We start from the raw sequence: 17612 nt of genomic DNA, 5'->3' as shown, positions 1-17612 counted from the left end.
TTTACCATGTTTTCTACCCTGATGACAGAACTCGTCGGATGTTCCTATCCCATCATACAAGCCGGTATGGCCGGGGGGCCGACGACGCCGGAGCTCGTAGCCGCCGTGTCGGAAGCCGGCGGGCTGGGGACGATTGGTGCCGGATATCTGACGCCCGAGCAAATCAAACGCGCCATCGAGGACGTCCGTCGTCTAACGGACCGCCCTTTTGCTGTCAATTTGTTTACCCCTGAATCGTTCGGTCCGCCTGATGATACCGCAGAACGAATGAATGAGTGGTTAAACCGTTACCGGGAACGGTTTCAGCTTGCTCCAGGGGCCATGCCCGCTAAGTTTCAAGAAACGTTTGAAGCGCAGCTTCAAGTCGTTCTGGACGAACGCGTGCCCGTGTTCAGCTTTACCTTCGGCATTCCTTCGCCCGAGCACATCGGCAAGCTGAAAAGCGAAGGCATTAAGCTCATCGGGACCGCGACCACGGTTCGCGAAGCGCTGGCGCTTGAGGCGGCGGGGATCGATCTTATCGTCGCCCAAGGCAGCGAAGCCGGCGGACACCGCGGAACGTTCTTAGGCCGCTACGAGGACGGGCTGGTCGGAACGATGGCGCTGGTCCCTCAAATCGTTGCTCAAGTCCGCACCCCCGTCATTGCCTCGGGAGGCATTATGGATGGCCGCGGAATCGTCGCCAGCTTGGCGCTGGGCGCTTCCGGCGTACAGATGGGCACCGCTTTTCTGACCTGCGACGAAAGCGGAGCCCACGAGCAGCATAAACGGACCATCCTTCAAAGCAGCGAAGAGGATACGACAGTGACCGTTGCTTTTTCCGGAAAAGCGGCCCGGGGGATCAAAAATGAATTTATTTCGGATATGGAGCAATATCCGGGCCCCATTCCCGAGTACCCTATCCAAAATAAATTAACACAAGATATCCGCAAAGCCGCGGCGAATGCAAACAACCCGCAGTATATGTCGCTCTGGGCCGGGCAAGCGCTGCGCTTGAATAGGACTCAGCCCGCAGGGAAGCTGATCGGCGAATTGATGCGCGAAGCAGCCGGTACGCTGCAGCGGCTAAGTCACTTCGGGGAAGGATGATCGCACCCGGCATATAAAAAAGAGGCTTCTTCCAGGCAGATTCACATCTACTCGGAAGAAGGCCTCTTTTTGATTTACATAAAACTGTTGCTGCCGGTCGCTTATCGCGGCATGTCCGTTTGGGGCTCCGTAAGGTTCCGTTCGCTTTGGCTCGCGCGCTTGCTTTTCCATTCGGATACGACGATGCCGGCAAAAATAAGTCCGATGCCGAGCCATTGGAGCAAGCCGGTCTGCTCATGAAGGAGCAGGCTGGAGCACACAATGACGACGGGCAGTTCGATCGCCCCGATGATGGAGGCTACGCCGGTACTGAGGTGCGGAGCACCCTTGGTATACAAGTACGGCGGAAGGATCATGCCGAACAGGCTTAGAATGACCGCCCATCCCCACAGGCCGTTCGTCAGCGCGCCGCTCCACAGAAACGTCGGCGGATAAATAAGCGACACGACGATGACCGCTCCCGTCAGCATCCACGAGCTGCGCAAAATCGCAGGCACGTCTGTCGCAACCCTGCCGCTGAAATAAACAGTCAGCGTATAGCTTGCGGCCGCAAGCAGCCCGAGCCCGATACCGGTCCAGCTAAGCTGAGGCACGCTGCCTTCGAGAAAGCCGGAGGCGAACAGCGTGCCGGCCAGCACGATGACAACGCCGATGAGCTGAAAACGGTTGGGCGCTTTTTTTTGCAGCAGCCAATCCGCGAGCAGCCCCATCCAGGTGAACTGGAACAGCAGCAGCACCGCGAACGACGCACTCAACGTTTGCAGCGCGAAGTAGTAAAACACGCCGGTAAGCCCCGTAAACACCCCGCTGCCGAGCAGCTTCAGAAAGACGATCCTCGGCATCTTCTTCATGTAACCCCAGCAACGGATGCTCAGAAGCCACAAAGCCACAAAGCCGAACATTACTTGGCTGCCCGTCACTTCAGCAGGCGAAAAGCCGTCCTTATACGCCAGCTTGACGCAAGTGGACAGTATCCCATACGATGCAGCGCCGGTCAGTACCAACAAGCTAGCTTTGAATCGCTGCGAAAATATCATAACCGATCCTCGGTTCTAGTTAACCCTCACCCACCCGCGGTGGCTCCGGCTATTAAAAGCGGAAGCCCCACAAACAAAAAATATAGCAAACTCTGGGCCGAGTTTCAAGACTTGTTTTTTATAAAGAACTGACCACGGTAAGTTTTCTGTTTGAAAATGGCTCAAATTGTGATAATATTACTGATATATTTACCTGACCACAGTAAGGTAAAATGAAGTCATAGAACCAAGGTGAGTACGATGAGCCGAAGAGAAGAGATTAAGAAAGCCGCCATAGGGCATCTGCTGCAATACGGTTACGAGGGCACGAAGCTGGCGGATATTGCCCAGGAGGTAGGGATTAAGAAGCAGTCGATGTACGCTCATTTTGAGAGCAAGAAAGATTTGGTCGTGGAAATTCACGAGGACGCAACAAAGCAGGAAATCGCCTACTTGACCACGTTTTTTCACGAGCATAAAGGGGAGCCGCTTCAGACGCTGCTACGCACCTTCGTTGAAGAGATGAAGGACCGCTACGCGACCAACCGGAATGTGAAGCTGATGTTTCTGATGGCGTTCATGCCTCCCGAGCCCCTGCAGGAACTGTGCATCACCATGTACGAATTGTATTCGCATCATTTGCTTCATCTACTGGAGCTTGCTTTTCAGCTTGATTCGACTACTCAGGTCAATCCGAAGGAAGGCGCCCTCGCCGTGCATACGATTTACGAAGGCTTGACCAACAAACTAATTTTCGGCAGCCCGGATTATTTTATCGAAGCGTCCGAAACCACCTTTTCCTTATTGTGGAAAGGAATACTTTATAGAGAAGATAGTTAGAGGTGTATGATGCAACTTGAAAACAACAAGCTGACAGCCCTGGAATCCGATTCCGTAGGCAAAGTATTCGTCCGTTATTTGGTTCCATCGGTTGTCGGTATGTTTATGATGTCCATCAACGTCGTGATTGACGGCATTTTCGTCGGGCAGCGGCTCGGCGAGGTGGCTCTGGCAGGGGTCAATGTCGCCTTTCCGGTATTTTCGATTTATTTTGCCATATCGCTGTGGGTCGGCATCGGCGGCGCGGCTCTGTATTCCAGATCGTTAGGCGCCAAGAACGTAGAGCGGGCACGCTCGATCTTTACTCATTCGCTTACGCTCATTTTCAGCTTGACGCTCGCGCTGGCGGGGATCGCTTATTTGTTCCGCGAAAAGCTGGCGGTGTTTCTCGGAGCCAATAACGAGACGATGCCTTATGCGATGGAATTTATGACCGTGCTGCTAAGCTTCGGCTTTGTCGTCACCGTGCAAAATGCGTTCAGCATCTTTGTACGGAACGACGCCAATCCGAATCTGGCGATGATTTCGCTGCTCGTGACAGCCGTATGCAATATTGGGCTAAATTACGTGCTGTTGTTTGTTCTCGACTTCGGCGTAGCCGGGTCCGCATGGGCGCTGATCGGCGCTTCGGCCATCGGGGCGTGCGTGCTGTTTACGCATTTTCTGCGCAAGGACAGCACGCTCCGCTTCGTCAAGCTGCGTTTGTCGTGGAAGCTGGCCAAGAGTACGTTCACGATCGGCTTTCCGAGCTTTGTCGCGGAATTGGGCATCGCCGTCTTTACGGCGGGCTACAACATGGCTATGGTCCGGTGGGCGGGCACGTTAGGCGTATCGGCCTTCTCCATTCTAAATTACGTGCACAGCGTAGTGCTAATGATATTCATCGGCATGGGCTCAGGCATTCAGCCGCTGATCAGCTACTATCGGGGCGCAAAGCAGCATGTCCGGGAGCGGGAGACTATCAACATCGCCGTAAAAACGTCGATCGGCATCGGGCTAGGCGTGTTTCTGATCGGCTTGCTTACGGCCGACAGCATCGTTTCCTTGTTCGGTTCGTTTACCCGGGAGGTTCAGGAGCTGGCCGCTTCCGGCATACGTCTATTTTTCATCGGCTATCTGTTTATGGGCATCAATTTTGTCATGATGACGTACTTTCAATCGACCGACCAAGTCAAAATGGCGACTTGGATTACCGTAGCGCGCGAGATGCTGATCATGGTCGCTCTGCTGTTCACCCTGCCCCATGTCATGGGAACGACCGGAATTTGGCTCGCTATCCCGCTTTCGGAGCTGATCGTCGTCCTTACCGTCTATGCTTATATCCGCAGGCGCTCCCGCACCGTTGCTTCGGTGAATGCCGCCTCTTAACGCAGGCTGCGCCTTCACCTGCGTTTCCGCTTCGCCCAAGCCGCTTGGCCCATCATCGCATGGACCGGGCGGCTTTTGTCGCGTTATGGCGTGCAGTAGGCGCCCGGTTCCGCCATACCTTTAAGGCCGGAGCTTCGTTCGCGTATAAATCTTTCCGTCACGCACGGTCATCTGCACCTCCCCGTCCCTGTCCGTCCGCTGCACGCTTATACCGTGCGACGTCAGCCGCTCCAGCACCTGCCGGTTCGGATGCCCGTAAATGTTGTTCTCCCCGGCGGAGATGACCGCGTGCTTCGGCTGCCAAGCGTTCAGCCACTCTTCGGCCGTAGACGACTTGCTCCCGTGATGGGCGACCTTCAGCACATCGACGGGTTTATACACCTGTGTGGCCGTCCCAGACGACACAGCTTCTCGAGCGGCAGGAGCCAGCGCCTCTCCTTGAGCGAGTCCCGGCGTTACCGCTGACCAGCGGTCAAGCAGCTTTCGCTCCTCGGCCTGTCCAATATCGCCTGTGAACAGCCAGCGGGTGCCCGCCAGCTCCATTAAAAACACGACGGAGCTCGGGTTTTGATCCTGCTCCACACGCACGCCCTCCCTCGCTCCCTCCGGCAGCGGATACAAGAAATAAAGCGCCGTGCCGGCGTCGACCTGCAGCGTATCTCCCGCCTCCACTTCGACTAGCTCCGTCCCCTTTTCCAGTGCGGTTTGAAACAGCTTTTCTACGGCCGGCAACGGCTTCAACGTCCCGTTGAACAAAAACCGCCGCACCGGAATGTGCTCAAGCACTGCCTGCAAGCCGCCGAAATGATCGGCATCCTGATGCGTCAGAATAAGCTCGTCGATTTGCTGCACGCCGCGTTTTTTGAGCAGCGGCACGAGCATTTTCCGGCCCACTTCATATGGGTCTCTCCGCTCCTTCCACGCATCCCCCGGTTTGCGGAAGGAAACCGTTCCGCCCCCGTCCACCAAGATCGTATGGCCTCCCGGCAGCGTCTGGATCAAGATGCTATCGCCCTGCCCCACATCCAAAAACTGCACGCGTCCCTCCGCTGCTCCGCGTTCCGGATCGTAGCCGTACCAGAGCAATCCCACAAAGCCGAGCAAACTGGCGGGCAGCAGGACGTAACGGTTCATCGCTTGCCGGTTTAGGAACGGCAGTTTATTCGTTTTCACCCCGTAAAGCATCGGCTCGGGGGCAACCCCTTCGTCCTTGGCCGCGAACGGCTGCAGCAGCACAAGCGCCGCGCACAACAGCCCGTAATAAGCCAATATCCATACCGGCGAAGGGGTCGGCCAAATCGTTTGAACCGCATCCGGCTTGCTAGCTTGTTCCACCACGTAAAACAGAAGCTCATTCGTCTTGGCAATCAGCCACCCAAGCCAGCCCGCTCCGGTCCCCCAGACGAATCCAAGCAGCATGGCCGCTGTTCCGCCCGGCATCACCCATGCGCTAAATGCAGGAACCAGCGCAAAATTGGCAGCAAACGACATTAGAGAAAATTGGTTGAAATAATAAATCGACAGCGGAAACGAAATCAGCTGTGCGACTAGGGTAATCGAAAGCGCGTCTCTCAGCTTCACATGCTTTACCGGCAGCAGCTTGTTCATTTGCGGAACGCCGAGAATGAGGCCGAGCGTCACCAGAAACGACAGCTGGAAGCTGACGTCCAGCAAGTAATACGGATTCCAGACGAGCATGCCGACTCCAGCAATCAGCGCGATGTGGAGCCCGTCCTTGAGCCGGTTCCGATAAGCGGCATACAAGCCAATCATCGCCATCAGGCCGGCGCGGACGATTGAAGGCGAAGCCCCGGTGACGGCGATATACAGCGGCATGAGCGCAAGTGCCGTAAGCAGAACCGTTTCCCTTGTCAGTCCGAAGCGGCGCAGCAGCCAGATCAAGCATGCCAGAAAAATAGCGACATTCAAGCCGGAGATCGCGATAATATGGGTCAATCCCAGCCGGGAAAACCGCTCGAATTGCTGCGGCTCGATCTCATCCGTCAGGCCGATCAGCATCCCTTTCATAAAGCCGCTTTGATCCGGAGGGAATAACTGGTCTACCTGCGCAGCCAGCCGGTCCCGAAAGCGGTCGATGCTGCGCATGGCAAGCCAGCCGCCCCATTCACCGGATTCCGGTGGCGTTACGGCAAGTCCTGCGGTCCCTTTTGCCGTCATCTGCCAATGAATATGCTGCAGCCGCAAATAGCTCCGGTAGTCGAAGCCGCCAAAGTTACGCGCTTCCGCCGGACGGCGCAGCGTTCCGTCCAGCTCGATCCGGTCGCCCCGCTCCCAACGTCTGGCCGTCTCCTGCTCCTCCCGAGCAAGCAAACGGATCGAAAACTGCATCTGCTCGCCTTTGCCGCCATTTTCCGGTACGCCATACTCAGGAATCGCTATGGACTCAGCTTCCGCTTGAAAGGAAACGCGGTCCCCGTCCACCGAAACCGGCGTCACGATCCTTCCTTGAAAATGCACGCTGCTTACTTCATCGGTCTGTAATTCGACCAAGCTCCGGTTTCGGACATCATGGTCGCCGTATACGCCAGCCGCGGCGGCGACGATCAACAGACTGCGGAGCCAAACGATCCCCTTTGGCCTCATGATCATCGCGGCGCAATACAGCATTCCTGCGGCCATAGCCAGCCACAGATTCATCCATGGCAGCGGCGCAATCACCGCAACGGCATAGCCTATACCCCAACATACCGCGAACGTTACGATCGGTCTTTGAGCCATCCGCTCCTCCTTCCAGCAACAAAAAAAGAACCTCTCCCGGGCGCATGCCTGATGCACGCCCCAAAAGAGGTTCTTCCTCCTAGGCTTTGGATCGTTCTAATTTTTCACTTCGCTGACCGTTCCGGCCGGTGGCTCGTAGTTTTCAAGCTGCCGGAACGTCATTCCGCGCTGCTCCATCAGCGCCCGCACCTTGTCGTTGTCTTTCGGATACGACCGGTGGAATACGATCTCCGATACGCCGCTGTTCGCGAGCATATTCGCGCACGTCCAGCACGGCTGGTCGGTCACATAAACGACGGACCCCTCGCGGTCCTCGCGGTCCGTAAACAGCAGCAGGTTTTGCTCCGCATGGATCGTCCGGATGCAGCGCTGCTTCTTGACCACCTGCTCCTTGCCGTCCGATGCGACCAATTCGTACTCTTCCACGAGCATGCAGCCCGCTTCCGAGCAATCCGGCACGCCCATCGGAGCACCGTTGTACGCCGTGCCGAGCAGCTTCTTCCCCTGCACCAGTACGGCTCCAACGTGCCTTCGGCTGCATTGGGAGCGGGTGGAAGCCATATAGGCGATATCCATAAAATACGTATCCCAATCTTTACGTGCCATCATGCTGATTCAAGCTCCTTTATGTTTTCCGGCTCTATTTTTGGCTTGCTTGGATCGCTTGATCCAAATCGTAAATAATGTCGTCGATCGCTTCCGTCCCGATGGACAGACGAATCATCCCCGGCGTTACGCCCGCCGCCGCCTGCTCCTGCTCGCTAAGCTGCTGATGCGTAGTGCTGGCCGGATGGATGATGAGCGACTTCGAATCGCCGACGTTCGCCAAATGGGAGAACAGCTTTACCGCATTGATCACTTTGCGCCCTGCTTCTACACCGCCTTTGATGCTGAACGTCATGATGGCGCCCTGGCCTTTAGGCAAATACTTTTTCGCCAGCTCATGCGACGAATGGCTTGGAAGGCCGGCGTAGCTCACCCAATCCACAGCTTCGTGCTTCTCCAGGAATTCGGCAACCTTCTGCGCATTGAAGCTGTGGCGCTCCATGCGAAGATGAAGTGTTTCGAGACCTTGCAGCAGGAGGAACGCGTTGAACGGCGAGATCGAAGCGCCCATGTCGCGCAGAAGCTGCACACGCGCCTTGATAATGTAAGCGATCGGCCCGACGGCGTCAGTATACACGACTCCGTGGTAGCTCGGGTCCGGATCGGTCAGACCGGCAAATTTGCCGCTGGCTTTCCAGTCAAAACGGCCGCCGTCGACGATGATGCCCCCGATCGAGGTGCCGTGTCCACCGATAAATTTGGTCGCGGAATGTACGACAATGTCCGCTCCATGTTCAATCGGACGGCATAGATACGGGCTCGGGAACGTATTGTCGATAATCAACGGAATGCCGTTCTCATGCGCAATAGCCGCTACGGCAGCAATGTCGAGAACGTCACCCTTAGGATTGCCAATCGCTTCCGCGAACACGGCTTTCGTTTTCGGCGTAATGGCTTTCCGGAAATTTTCTGGATCGCTTGCATCGACGAAATGCACTTTAATGCCGATTTTCGCAAGTGTATTTGCAAACAGATTGTAAGTACCGCCGTACAAGGTGGACGAGGATACGATCTCGTCGCCCGCTCCGGCAATGTTAAGGATCGAGTACGTGATGGCCGCTTGGCCGGATGCCGTCGCCAGAGCCCCAGCTCCGCCTTCGAGCGCAGCAACGCGTTTTTCGAACACGTCGGTCGTCGGATTCATAATGCGCGTATAGATGTTGCCGAACTCTTTGAGAGCAAATAAATCGGCGGCATGATCCGTATCGCGAAATCCGTAGGACGTCGTCTGGTACAAAGGAACTGCTCGGGACATCGTCGTTGGGTCAATTTCCTGTCCTGCGTGAACGGCCAACGTTTCCAAAGAAAGCTTGCGCTCTTCTGACATACTGCATCCTCCTTATAATCAACAGAAATGATGGATAATCGTACCTATTTTCGCACATCTCGCAGCAAAACGAAAGCTTTCTCCGCAAAACATTCCAGACATAATTGCATAGCTTGGCCGAATCAAGGCTCCAAAGTGACGAGAGGCTTTATTTTTTTCAGCATTTTTTCGCCGATTCCCTTCACTTCCAGCAGCTGGTCCACGGATTTGAACGAACCGCCCAGCTTCTTGCGAAGCTCGACAATCGCTTCCGCCCGGCTGGCCCCGATTCCCGGGAGCTCGTCGAGCTGTTTGGCGGTAGCCGTGTTCAAATTGATTTTGCCCGAAGCGCTCTCCGACGGCTTCCCGGCAGCGGCCTTGACCGGATCGGAAGCCGCCCCGACGGCGGTAGCTTCTTCCGGCGGACTGCCCGCTGCGGTAGGCTTGGGCGCTGACTCTGCGGCAGCCTTCTCCGCGGTCGGATTCCCTTTCGGCTCCGCCGCAGGGTTCTTTTCATCCTTCGCTGCCTTCGCCTCGCCCGGAAGCCCATTCGCTTGTCTTGCTTCGTTCTGCTCCTGAAGCAATTTTCTCATTTCCTCGTCCGCCGCCTTAAAGCCCACCGGTATTCCATCAGAGGTCCAAGGGCGCCAAACCAGCAGCACAATGATAATACCAGCGGCGAGCGTCAGGCCGGCAAGACGCAGCAAAGCTTTTTCCGAAAAATGGGGCATTGCTCCACCTCGTTTCTTCATCGAATCTTGATCGAAAAATCGAATGCATGGTTTTGCGCCCCGTCTCATATACATGAAAAAGGCTGCAATCCAATCAGGGGGGATGGTCATGCAAATCGGATTTATCGGAACAGGCAGCATGGGCAGTATTCTCGTCGAAGCGTTCATTCAATCCGGCGCAGTCAGCCCGGAGCATCTTGTTGTGACCAATCGCACCGCCCGCAAAGCGGAGCAGTTAGCGGAAAGCTACCCGGGCCTGCAAACAGCCCGTTCCAATAAGGAAGCTGCATCGGGGTCCCAGCTTCTTTTTCTATGTGTAAAACCTATGGAATTCAAAGCGGTCATCGATGATATCCGGGATGTCGTCACTCCGGACACGGTCGTCGTCTCCATTACAAGCCCGGTGCAGATTCGTCATTTGGAAAAATTGCTTCCCTGCAAAATCGCCAAGGTCATTCCGAGCATTACCAACTATGTACTCAGCGGGGCAACTCTGTGCATTTATGGAGAGCGGATGACCGACGAGGATCAAGCCCGGCTGGAACTGCTGCTTTCTCACATTAGCGCCCCTATCCGCATCCGCGAGGAGTATACGCGCGTCTCTTCGGACATTACAAGCTGCGGCCCGGCGTTTCTGGCCTTTTTCGTGCAAAAATTCGTCGATGCCGCCGTTGCCGCCACCGGCATCTCCGAGACGGAGGCTACGCAGCTTGCGGCCGAAATGACGCTCGGTACCGGCAGGCTGCTGACTACCGGAGGCTTTACGCCCGCTTCCCTGCAGCAGCGGGTATCCGTTCCCGGCGGCATTACCGCGGAAGGACTCCGCATAATGCAAAAAGAGCTGTGCGGGGTCTTTGACGACCTGATCCGCACAACTCATGCTAAATACGATGAAGACGTGGAAAAGGTGAAAGCCCGGTTTTTCAGCCCGTAGGCCGAATAGAACGCGATGCTTTCACGTCCTTTTCCGATATGAACCGCCGTGCTCCGATTCCGGAGCGCGGTTTTTTGTTTTCCTGACGCCGCTTCTTACCCTACGACGATATTGACAAGCTTGCCTTTGACGGCAATCACCTTGCGGACGGTTTTACCCTCCATCGCTTCTTTTACTTTATCCAAGCCAAGCGCCAGCTCCTGCATCGTCGCTTCGTCGGCATCCGCCGCGATTGTGGCGCGGTCGGCGATTTTGCCGTTCACTTGGATCACGATTTCCACTTCGTTGTCGACCGTCCACGCTTCGTCGTATACAGGCCATGCCTCATAAGCAACGGTGCCGGAATGACCGAGCTTCTCCCACAGCTCTTCCGCCAAGTGCGGCGCGATCGGAGACAGCATTTGCACGAAGTTTTCCATCGCCGCTTTCGGCAGACGGTCCGTCTTGTACGCTTCGTTGACGAAGATCATCAGCTGGCTGATCGCCGTATTGAAACGCAGCGCCTCATAGTCTTCGGTGACTTTTTTAATCGTGCGGTGCCAGGTCCGTTTGAACGCTTCGCTGCCCGCATCGCCATCTTCGGTAATTTTCGCGCTCAGCCCACCGTCTTCGCCGACGAACAAGCGCCAAACGCGGCTCAGGAAGCGGAATGTGCCTTCTACGCCGTTCGTGTTCCAAGGCTTCGTCGCTTCCAGCGGGCCCATAAACATTTCGTACATGCGCAGCGTATCCGCACCGTACTCGCCGACGATTTCGTCCGGGTTGATGACGTTGCCGCGCGATTTGCTCATTTTCTCCATGTTCTCGCCGAGAATCATGCCTTGGTTGACCAGCTTGTAGAAAGGCTCCTTCGTTTCTACAACGCCGAGATCGTACAGCACTTTGTGCCAGAAACGGGCATACAGCAAGTGAAGCACGGCATGCTCTGCGCCTCCGATGTACAGGTCGACCGGCAGCCATTTGCGCTGCAGCTCCTTGGAGCAGATCTCGTCCTTGTTCTTCGGATCGATAAAGCGCAGGTAGTACCAGCAGCTTCCCGCCCATTGTGGCATCGTGTTCGTCTCGCGGCGCGCTTTGAGGCCGGTCTCCGGATCTACCGTATTCACCCAATCCGTCACATTGGCCAGCGGCGATTCGCCCGTGCCGGAAGGCTTGATTTCGTCCACTTCCGGCAGAAGCAGCGGCAGCTGATCCTCCGGTACGGTTTTCATCGTGCCGTCCTCCAGATGGAGGATCGGAATCGGCTCGCCCCAGTAACGTTGACGGCTGAACAGCCAGTCGCGGAGACGATAGGTGACCTTGCCTTGGCCTTTGCCGTTGGCTTCGAGGTGCTCAATCATTCGCGCGATGGCCTGCTCGTTATTCAAGCCATTCAGGAATTCGGAATTGACGTGCGGGCCGTCGCCGCCATACGCTTCCTTGTTTACATCGCCGCCCTGCACCACTTCCACAATCGGAAGGTCGAACTGCTTCGCGAATTCCCAGTCGCGCGGGTCGTGCCCCGGCACTGCCATGATCGCGCCTGTTCCGTATCCGGCCAGCACATAGTCGGCGATCCAGATCGGCACCTTGCTGCCGTTGACCGGGTTAACCGCATAAGCGCCGGTAAAGACGCCCGTTTTTTCCTTCGCAAGATCAGTGCGCTCCAAGTCGCTTTTGCGGGCCGCACGTTCCTGATAGTCTTGCACCGCTTGAGCTTGCTCCGCCGTCGTAATACGGGCTACGAGCTCATGCTCAGGCGCCAATACGCAATAGGTGGCTCCGAACAGCGTATCCGGACGGGTCGTGAATACCTTCAGGCTATCGTTTCCGTGTCCGTCGATGGCAAACGTCACTTCGGCGCCCGTAGACTTGCCGATCCAGTTGCGCTGCATATCCTTGATGCTTTCAGACCAATCGAGCTCCTCAAGATCCTCTAGCAGGCGCTCCGCGTACTCGGTGATTTTGAGCACCCATTGGCGCATCGGCTTGCGAATGACCGGATGGCCGCCGCGCTCGCTCAAGCCGTCGATGACTTCTTCGTTGGCCAGCACCGTTCCGAGCGCCGGACACCAGTTCACCGGCACCTCGTCCACATAGGCGAGACCCTTTTTATACAGCTGAACGAAAATCCATTGCGTCCATTTATAATATTCGGGATCGGTCGTGCTGAATTCGCGGTCCCAATCGTAAGAGAAGCCGAGCGATTTGATCTGTCTGCGGAAATTATCGATATTGCGGAACGTGATGTCGCGCGGATGCTGCCCCGTATCGAGCGCATGCTGCTCCGCCGGCAAGCCGAAGGCGTCCCATCCCATCGGATGCAGAACATTATAGCCGCGCAGCCGTTTATAGCGGGATACGATGTCCGTCGCCGTGTAGCCTTCCGGGTGCCCGACGTGAAGACCTGCGCCGGAAGGATACGGGAACATGTCAAGCGCGTAAAATTTCGGCTTGCTCTCGTCGTCCAGCACCTTGAACGTTTTATTTTTCTCCCAATATTGCTGCCATTTCGGTTCAATCGCCAAGGGATTGTACCCTTGCTGTTCTCTAGCTTCCTGTGCCATATTGTGTAGACCTCCTTCGATTCAAACAAAAAAGCCCTCATCGCTAGCGCAACGCTAGGGACGAGAGGCTTATTTCCCGTGGTACCACCCTAGTTGACCTAGACATGCTTTGCCCGGGCCCACTCTCCCCTTAACGCGGGGTACGTTTATGGCTTTGACCGGCGAAGCTTGCGCTTTGTTGCGGTCTATTGGCCAAACGGCTCGAAGATGAGTTCGCTGCCTGCTTCTACCGGTTCCCACCCGCCACCGGCTCTCTGAAAGAAAGCGCTGCAGTTACTAGTTCTTGTCACGGCCTTTTGCATATATGCTCCAATTAGGTTTCATTATATGAAAAACGATTCCTCCGTGTCAAGCCGGGCTCCCGATTTTCCCGAAGCAGCGGGATAAAATGCCGCCGGGCCAATATCCAGCGACCCTGCTCCGGTTACATCCTCCACAACTTGGCCATACTTGTAATAAAAGTTTTCTATTCAAAGCTTACGGAGGATGAGCCGCTTGAAAGGATTGATCAACGGAGTCATGCTGTCGCTCCCGCTGTGGGGGATGATTCTGTGTCTGCTGCAACTGATTATCCATTTAACACGTTAACGTGATGCGTCCCTATCTGTTTGCCCCACTTCAATCTCAATCCCGCTGCTTCACGGCCACAAAAAACGCACGCTGCGTATCGTCCTTCGGCGCTTCGAACGAAAAGTCGGCATAGCATGCCGTCTCGGAAAATCCGGCCGCACGCAGCCGCTCCTGCACCCAATCGAGCGGATACGCCCGCTGCACATGCAGCTCCTCGATCCGGTGATATCGCTCCGTAATGGCATCGTCAGACCCTTCCGCCCAAGCGTCGCCTTCCCGTACGAACAGCGTCAGCTCGTGCTCGATTTCGCACCGGCCCGGATCGAAATCGCAGGTCCAGATGTAAGCGACATCGTCGTCGTTCAGGAAAAACGGCTGCGATTCCGCATAGCTCTGAAGCTGGCTCTGCGTATGCATGTCGAACACGAACACCCCGCCGGGAGCCAGCCCATCGTATACCTGCTTAAAGGTCCGCTCGATGTCTTCTTCCTCCAGCAAATAATTCAGGCAATCGCAAAATGAGATGACCGCATCCACCGGGTGGCCAAGCTCCCATTCGCGCATGTCCTGCTGAAGCCACATCACGCTTCCGCCCGCAGGAAAAGACTTGCTCCGCTGGGCGCTTTCCGCTTTTTGACTAGCCATGGAAAGCATGTCCTCCGACAGGTCGATGCCGACGACTTCGTAGCCGAGCTGCGCCAGAGGGACCGCGATGCTTCCGGTGCCGCAGCCCAGATCGACTACGCTTCGGGGCGTTCCGAGCTTGTCCCAGCACTGGTGCGCAAAGTGGAGCCAGTCGTCATAGGGCATGTCCTCCATCAGCCGGTCATACAGATAGGAAAATTGTTCGTAAGCCACAGCTTGCTCCTCCTTCAGCGAACAGACAAAGGCCGGCTCCGAACGACCTTCATTCGGATGCCGGCTGCGATGCCGCTTCTTTTTTCAAATAGGTCCAGCTGCCTTCCTGATAAACCAGGCCTTCCTTCATCAGCTTGCCGATGGCGCGCTTGAAGGCGGACTTGCTCATCCCGAACCGTTGGCTAATCAAATCGGCCGGCGTTTCGTCCGAATACGGCATCGCCTGATTCGGGCGCTCTTTCAGGAAGGCCAGCAGCTTCTCCGAATCGGTGTCGCGTCCGACCTCCTTACGCTCGCGCATCGAGCAGTTGACGTTGCCGTCCTCGCGCACAAACGTGACGCGCACTTTCACCTGTTCGCCGAGGCGCAGCAAGCGGGTTCTCTCGGACGCGTGAATGAAGCCGATGACGCCAAAGCCGACTACGCCGCCGTCGCAGACGACGAATGAGCCCATTTGCAGCGGCTTGTAGACGCGGGCGTCGACCCAAGTGTTGCGCCAGCTTGCCGGAGCGTCAAAGCACAGGCGCTTGAGCTGGTCTTCTCCGGCCACTTTGGCGACAAGCCGTCCTTGCCGGTCATGAGCGAGGACGACGAATACGCGGTCTCCGACTTCGGGACGAAGCTCCTTAAGCTCGGGCAGCTCTTTAAAAGGAAGCAGCAAATGACGCCCGAGCCCCATTTCGAGAAAGCAGCCGAAGCGCGGATGAATGTCGACCACTTCGAGAAGTGCGACTTCTCCGAGCGTCACGAGCGGCTTGCGCATCGTCGCCGCCAGCCGGTCCTCGGTGTCATGAAACAGGAATACTTCAACCTGCTCCCCCGGCTTCACTTCCCCGATGGCTTCGTTGTAATGGAGCAGCACGTCTTGCGTGCCGTCCGTCAAAAAATAGCCGTGCGGCGATACTTCTCTCGCCACGTCCAAACGTCGGATCGTTCCGGCTTCCAGCCTCATACCCGTTCGACCACTTTCGCGTCAGACCACAGCCGCTCAATGTTGTAATATTCGCGTTCGTCGCGGTGAAACACGTGAACGACGACGTCGCCCAAGTCGACAAGCACCCAACGGGCCGTGTCCATGCCTTCGAGGCCGCGAATTCGTGCGCCGCGCTCTTCAGAACGTTTTTTAATCTCGGTCGCGATCGCTTGCACCTGCGTTTCGGAATTCCCGTGGCAAATGACGAAATAATCCGCAATCAAAGAAATCCCGCGCAGGTTCAATGCCGTTACGTCCATCGCTTTCTTGTCTTCGGCCGCATCGACCACGAGCTGCATAAGCTCATCCGGTTGAATGGTCATATCGTTTCCTCCTGTAAGTAAATCATACCGTTTCTCCCCGCTCCTCCAGCTCCCGGATCAGTCCGTTGCGAGCTTCGAAGGTCAGCGGATAAATTCGCTTGCCTTTATCCAATAAAAAACGGATCGTTCCGTCAAATCCGGTTATAAGTGCCTTCTCTAAACTATGTTCGGCGTTTTGGCGAATATTATGCACGCCCGGAAAATCCCGTCCCGGCTCCATGTAATCCGCCAAGCAAACGACCTTGTCCAGCAGCGTCATTCGCGCGCGCCCTGAGGTGTGATAACGAATCGCATCCAGCACTTCCTCGTCGCTTACGCCGTACTGCTCCCGGGCGATCCAAGCGCCTGCGTGGGCATGCCATAGCTCTTTGTCGTATTCGAGCAAATCCGGAGGCAGTCCGTTCTCGCGGATGATGCGCGCTTGCTCGTCCACACGCCAATATTTGCAGACATCGTGGAGAATGGCCGCCAGCTCGGCTTTGGCCGGGTCCGCGCCGTAACGTTCCGCCAGCCGCACCGCCGTTTCCATGACGCCAAGCGTATGGTTCCAGCGCTTCTCCGGCATCTGGGAGCGAACCGATTCGATCATTTCCTCACGCTTCATACAGACGGTTCACCTCGATATAATGATTTACCCGGTCCGGGACCATGTAACGCACCGACTGCCCCAAAGCCCGCCGCTGCCGAATCAACGTGGACGACAGCTCGATTTGCGGCATCGGCACAAGCTTCACCGCCTGCCGAATGGCATCGGGAAGCCCCTCGTACCCTGTATCATAGCCCGGCCGCTGCAATCCGGCGAAAGTAACCAAGCGGACCAACTCGTCGATCTTATACCACTTCGGCAAATATCGAACCATATCGGCCCCGATAATATAAGTAAACCGACAACCGGGATGCTGCGCCCTAAGCATCGTTACCGTCTCGATACTGTACGATACGCCGCCTTTGCGCAGCTCCATATCCGAAGCCCGGAAGTGCGGATGCCCTTCGACGGCAAGCTCGACCATCTCCAGCCGCTGCCGCGGGGAAGCTCCGGGCGCCTGTTCTTTATGCGGAGGCACGTTCGTCGGCATAAACCATACTTCGTCGAGTTCGAGCCTCTCGCAAACGCTTTGGGCGGCAATCAAATGCCCGATATGAACGGGATCGAAGGTGCCGCCCATCAAACCGACCTTCATCCGGCATCCCCCTCTTTTTAGCTGAAATGCCACTTCCGCCGCCGTAGGCTTAAACCGGAAGCTCGATCGTTTTATTCTCGCGGGATTCCTTGTAGAGCACGATGATTTTGCCGATCACTTGAACCAGCTCCGCGCCGGCGCCTTCCGCCAACTGCTCGGCCACTTCGTTCCGGTCCTCCATACAGTTGTTAAGCACCGTGACTTTGATCAATTCGCGGACTTCCAGCGCCTCGCTGATGTGGCGGATCAGATGATCGTTTACGCCGCCTTTGCCGACCTGAAAGATCGGATTCATATGATGCGCCAAAGAGCGCAAATACCTTTTTTGTTTGCCTGTTAACATGGTTGTGTGTTTCCTCCTTAAGTGAGCACCCTCCTAAATCCTCCCTAGTAGGGAGGACCCCAAAGGGCTACGCCCTCTGGACACCCGAAAGGGGCGTGCCTGCTGCGGGGCCGGCGTTGAAGGAACAGCGGCGTAGGAACGCTTTCGTCCCTTCGGGACACGCTCACATGCGGCGTTCTCTCCATACGT

Annotated in this window: 16 protein-coding genes and 1 other annotated feature; of the genes, 4 read left to right on the top strand and 12 right to left on the bottom strand. The window is 56.2% G+C overall.

All coding sequences use genetic code 11. The features are described 5' to 3' along the window. Positions 1–6 precede the first annotated feature (6 nt). Positions 7–1089, top strand: coding sequence for an NAD(P)H-dependent flavin oxidoreductase (locus PEL01S_RS10420; RefSeq protein ID WP_127460245.1), 1083 nt, complete (start codon positions 7–9; stop codon positions 1087–1089). A 101-nt stretch (positions 1090–1190) separates the two neighbouring features. Here PEL01S_RS10420 and PEL01S_RS10415 read toward each other — a convergent pair whose 3' ends face one another. Next, the gene (locus PEL01S_RS10415) at positions 1191–2126 is read right to left on the bottom strand and encodes an EamA family transporter (protein WP_174806927.1); all 936 of its coding nucleotides are present in this window, start codon (positions 2124–2126) and stop codon (positions 1191–1193) included. 240 nt (positions 2127–2366) lie between these two features. On the opposite strand from PEL01S_RS10415, the gene PEL01S_RS10410 reads away from it, so the two are divergent. Both PEL01S_RS10410 and PEL01S_RS10405 read left to right on the top strand, forming a co-directional pair. Next, entirely contained in the window at positions 2367–2945 is a 579-nt protein-coding gene (locus PEL01S_RS10410) for a TetR/AcrR family transcriptional regulator (protein WP_127460244.1), read from the top strand. A gap of 6 nt (positions 2946–2951) precedes the next feature. Continuing rightward, positions 2952–4313, top strand: a complete 1362-nt coding sequence (locus PEL01S_RS10405; protein ID WP_127460243.1) for an MATE family efflux transporter — start codon at positions 2952–2954, stop codon at positions 4311–4313. 120 nt (positions 4314–4433) lie between these two features. Here the strand turns inward: PEL01S_RS10405 and PEL01S_RS10400 are convergent, their stop codons facing one another. From PEL01S_RS10400 to PEL01S_RS10385, 4 genes are all read right to left on the bottom strand, one after another. Beyond that, positions 4434–7052, bottom strand: a complete 2619-nt coding sequence (locus tag PEL01S_RS10400; protein WP_127460242.1) for a DNA internalization-related competence protein ComEC/Rec2 — start codon at positions 7050–7052, stop codon at positions 4434–4436. 96 nt (positions 7053–7148) lie between these two features. Next, a complete protein-coding gene (locus PEL01S_RS10395) occupies positions 7149–7661 on the bottom strand; it encodes a deoxycytidylate deaminase (RefSeq protein ID WP_063184767.1) in 513 nt (170 codons plus the stop codon). A 31-nt stretch (positions 7662–7692) separates the two neighbouring features. Continuing rightward, complete coding sequence (locus tag PEL01S_RS10390; protein WP_127460241.1) at positions 7693–8985, bottom strand: homocysteine synthase; 1293 nt, start codon at positions 8983–8985, stop codon at positions 7693–7695. 122 nt (positions 8986–9107) lie between these two features. Further along, positions 9108–9695 carry a helix-hairpin-helix domain-containing protein gene (locus PEL01S_RS10385; protein ID WP_127460240.1) on the bottom strand — a complete coding sequence of 196 codons (588 nt, stop codon included), beginning with the start codon at positions 9693–9695 and terminating at the stop codon, positions 9108–9110. Between the two features lie 109 nt (positions 9696–9804). On the opposite strand from PEL01S_RS10385, the gene comER reads away from it, so the two are divergent. After that, positions 9805–10629, top strand: coding sequence for a late competence protein ComER (comER, locus tag PEL01S_RS10380; protein WP_127460239.1), 825 nt, complete (start codon positions 9805–9807; stop codon positions 10627–10629). A 95-nt stretch (positions 10630–10724) separates the two neighbouring features. Here the strand turns inward: comER and leuS are convergent, their stop codons facing one another. From leuS to yhbY, 7 genes are all read right to left on the bottom strand, one after another. After that, on the bottom strand, positions 10725–13175 hold the full coding sequence (leuS, locus tag PEL01S_RS10375) for a leucine--tRNA ligase (RefSeq protein WP_127460238.1): 2451 nt from the start codon (positions 13173–13175) through the stop codon (positions 10725–10727). 53 nt (positions 13176–13228) lie between these two features. Further along, positions 13229–13474, bottom strand: a binding site (T-box leader). A 325-nt stretch (positions 13475–13799) separates the two neighbouring features. Then, positions 13800–14603 carry a class I SAM-dependent DNA methyltransferase gene (locus PEL01S_RS10370; RefSeq protein ID WP_063184762.1) on the bottom strand — a complete coding sequence of 268 codons (804 nt, stop codon included), beginning with the start codon at positions 14601–14603 and terminating at the stop codon, positions 13800–13802. Positions 14604–14652: 49 nt separating this feature from the next. Then, positions 14653–15555 (bottom strand): CvfB family protein, encoded by a 903-nt coding sequence (locus tag PEL01S_RS10365; protein WP_127460237.1) that lies wholly within the window; start codon positions 15553–15555, stop codon positions 14653–14655. Next, complete coding sequence (gene rsfS, locus PEL01S_RS10360; protein WP_063184760.1) at positions 15552–15899, bottom strand: ribosome silencing factor; 348 nt, start codon at positions 15897–15899, stop codon at positions 15552–15554. The genes PEL01S_RS10365 and rsfS overlap by 4 nt, the downstream gene beginning before the upstream one ends. A gap of 22 nt (positions 15900–15921) precedes the next feature. After that, the gene (gene yqeK, locus PEL01S_RS10355; RefSeq protein ID WP_063184759.1) at positions 15922–16503 is read right to left on the bottom strand and encodes a bis(5'-nucleosyl)-tetraphosphatase (symmetrical) YqeK; all 582 of its coding nucleotides are present in this window, start codon (positions 16501–16503) and stop codon (positions 15922–15924) included. Then, positions 16493–17080 carry a nicotinate-nucleotide adenylyltransferase gene (locus PEL01S_RS10350; RefSeq protein WP_127460236.1) on the bottom strand — a complete coding sequence of 196 codons (588 nt, stop codon included), beginning with the start codon at positions 17078–17080 and terminating at the stop codon, positions 16493–16495. Before PEL01S_RS10350 ends, yqeK begins: the two co-directional genes overlap by 11 nt. 49 nt (positions 17081–17129) lie before the next feature. Beyond that, the gene (gene yhbY / locus PEL01S_RS10345) at positions 17130–17423 is read right to left on the bottom strand and encodes a ribosome assembly RNA-binding protein YhbY (protein ID WP_063184757.1); all 294 of its coding nucleotides are present in this window, start codon (positions 17421–17423) and stop codon (positions 17130–17132) included. Positions 17424–17612 lie beyond the last annotated feature (189 nt).

Origin of the sequence: Paenibacillus elgii NBRC 100335 (assembly GCF_004000865.1) — a bacterium.
GTDB classification, from domain to species: Bacteria; Bacillota; Bacilli; order Paenibacillales; family NBRC-103111; genus Paenibacillus_G; species Paenibacillus_G elgii.
The sequence above is the reverse complement of the archived record's forward strand: the minus strand, read 5'-3'. Positions and strand labels throughout refer to the sequence as shown.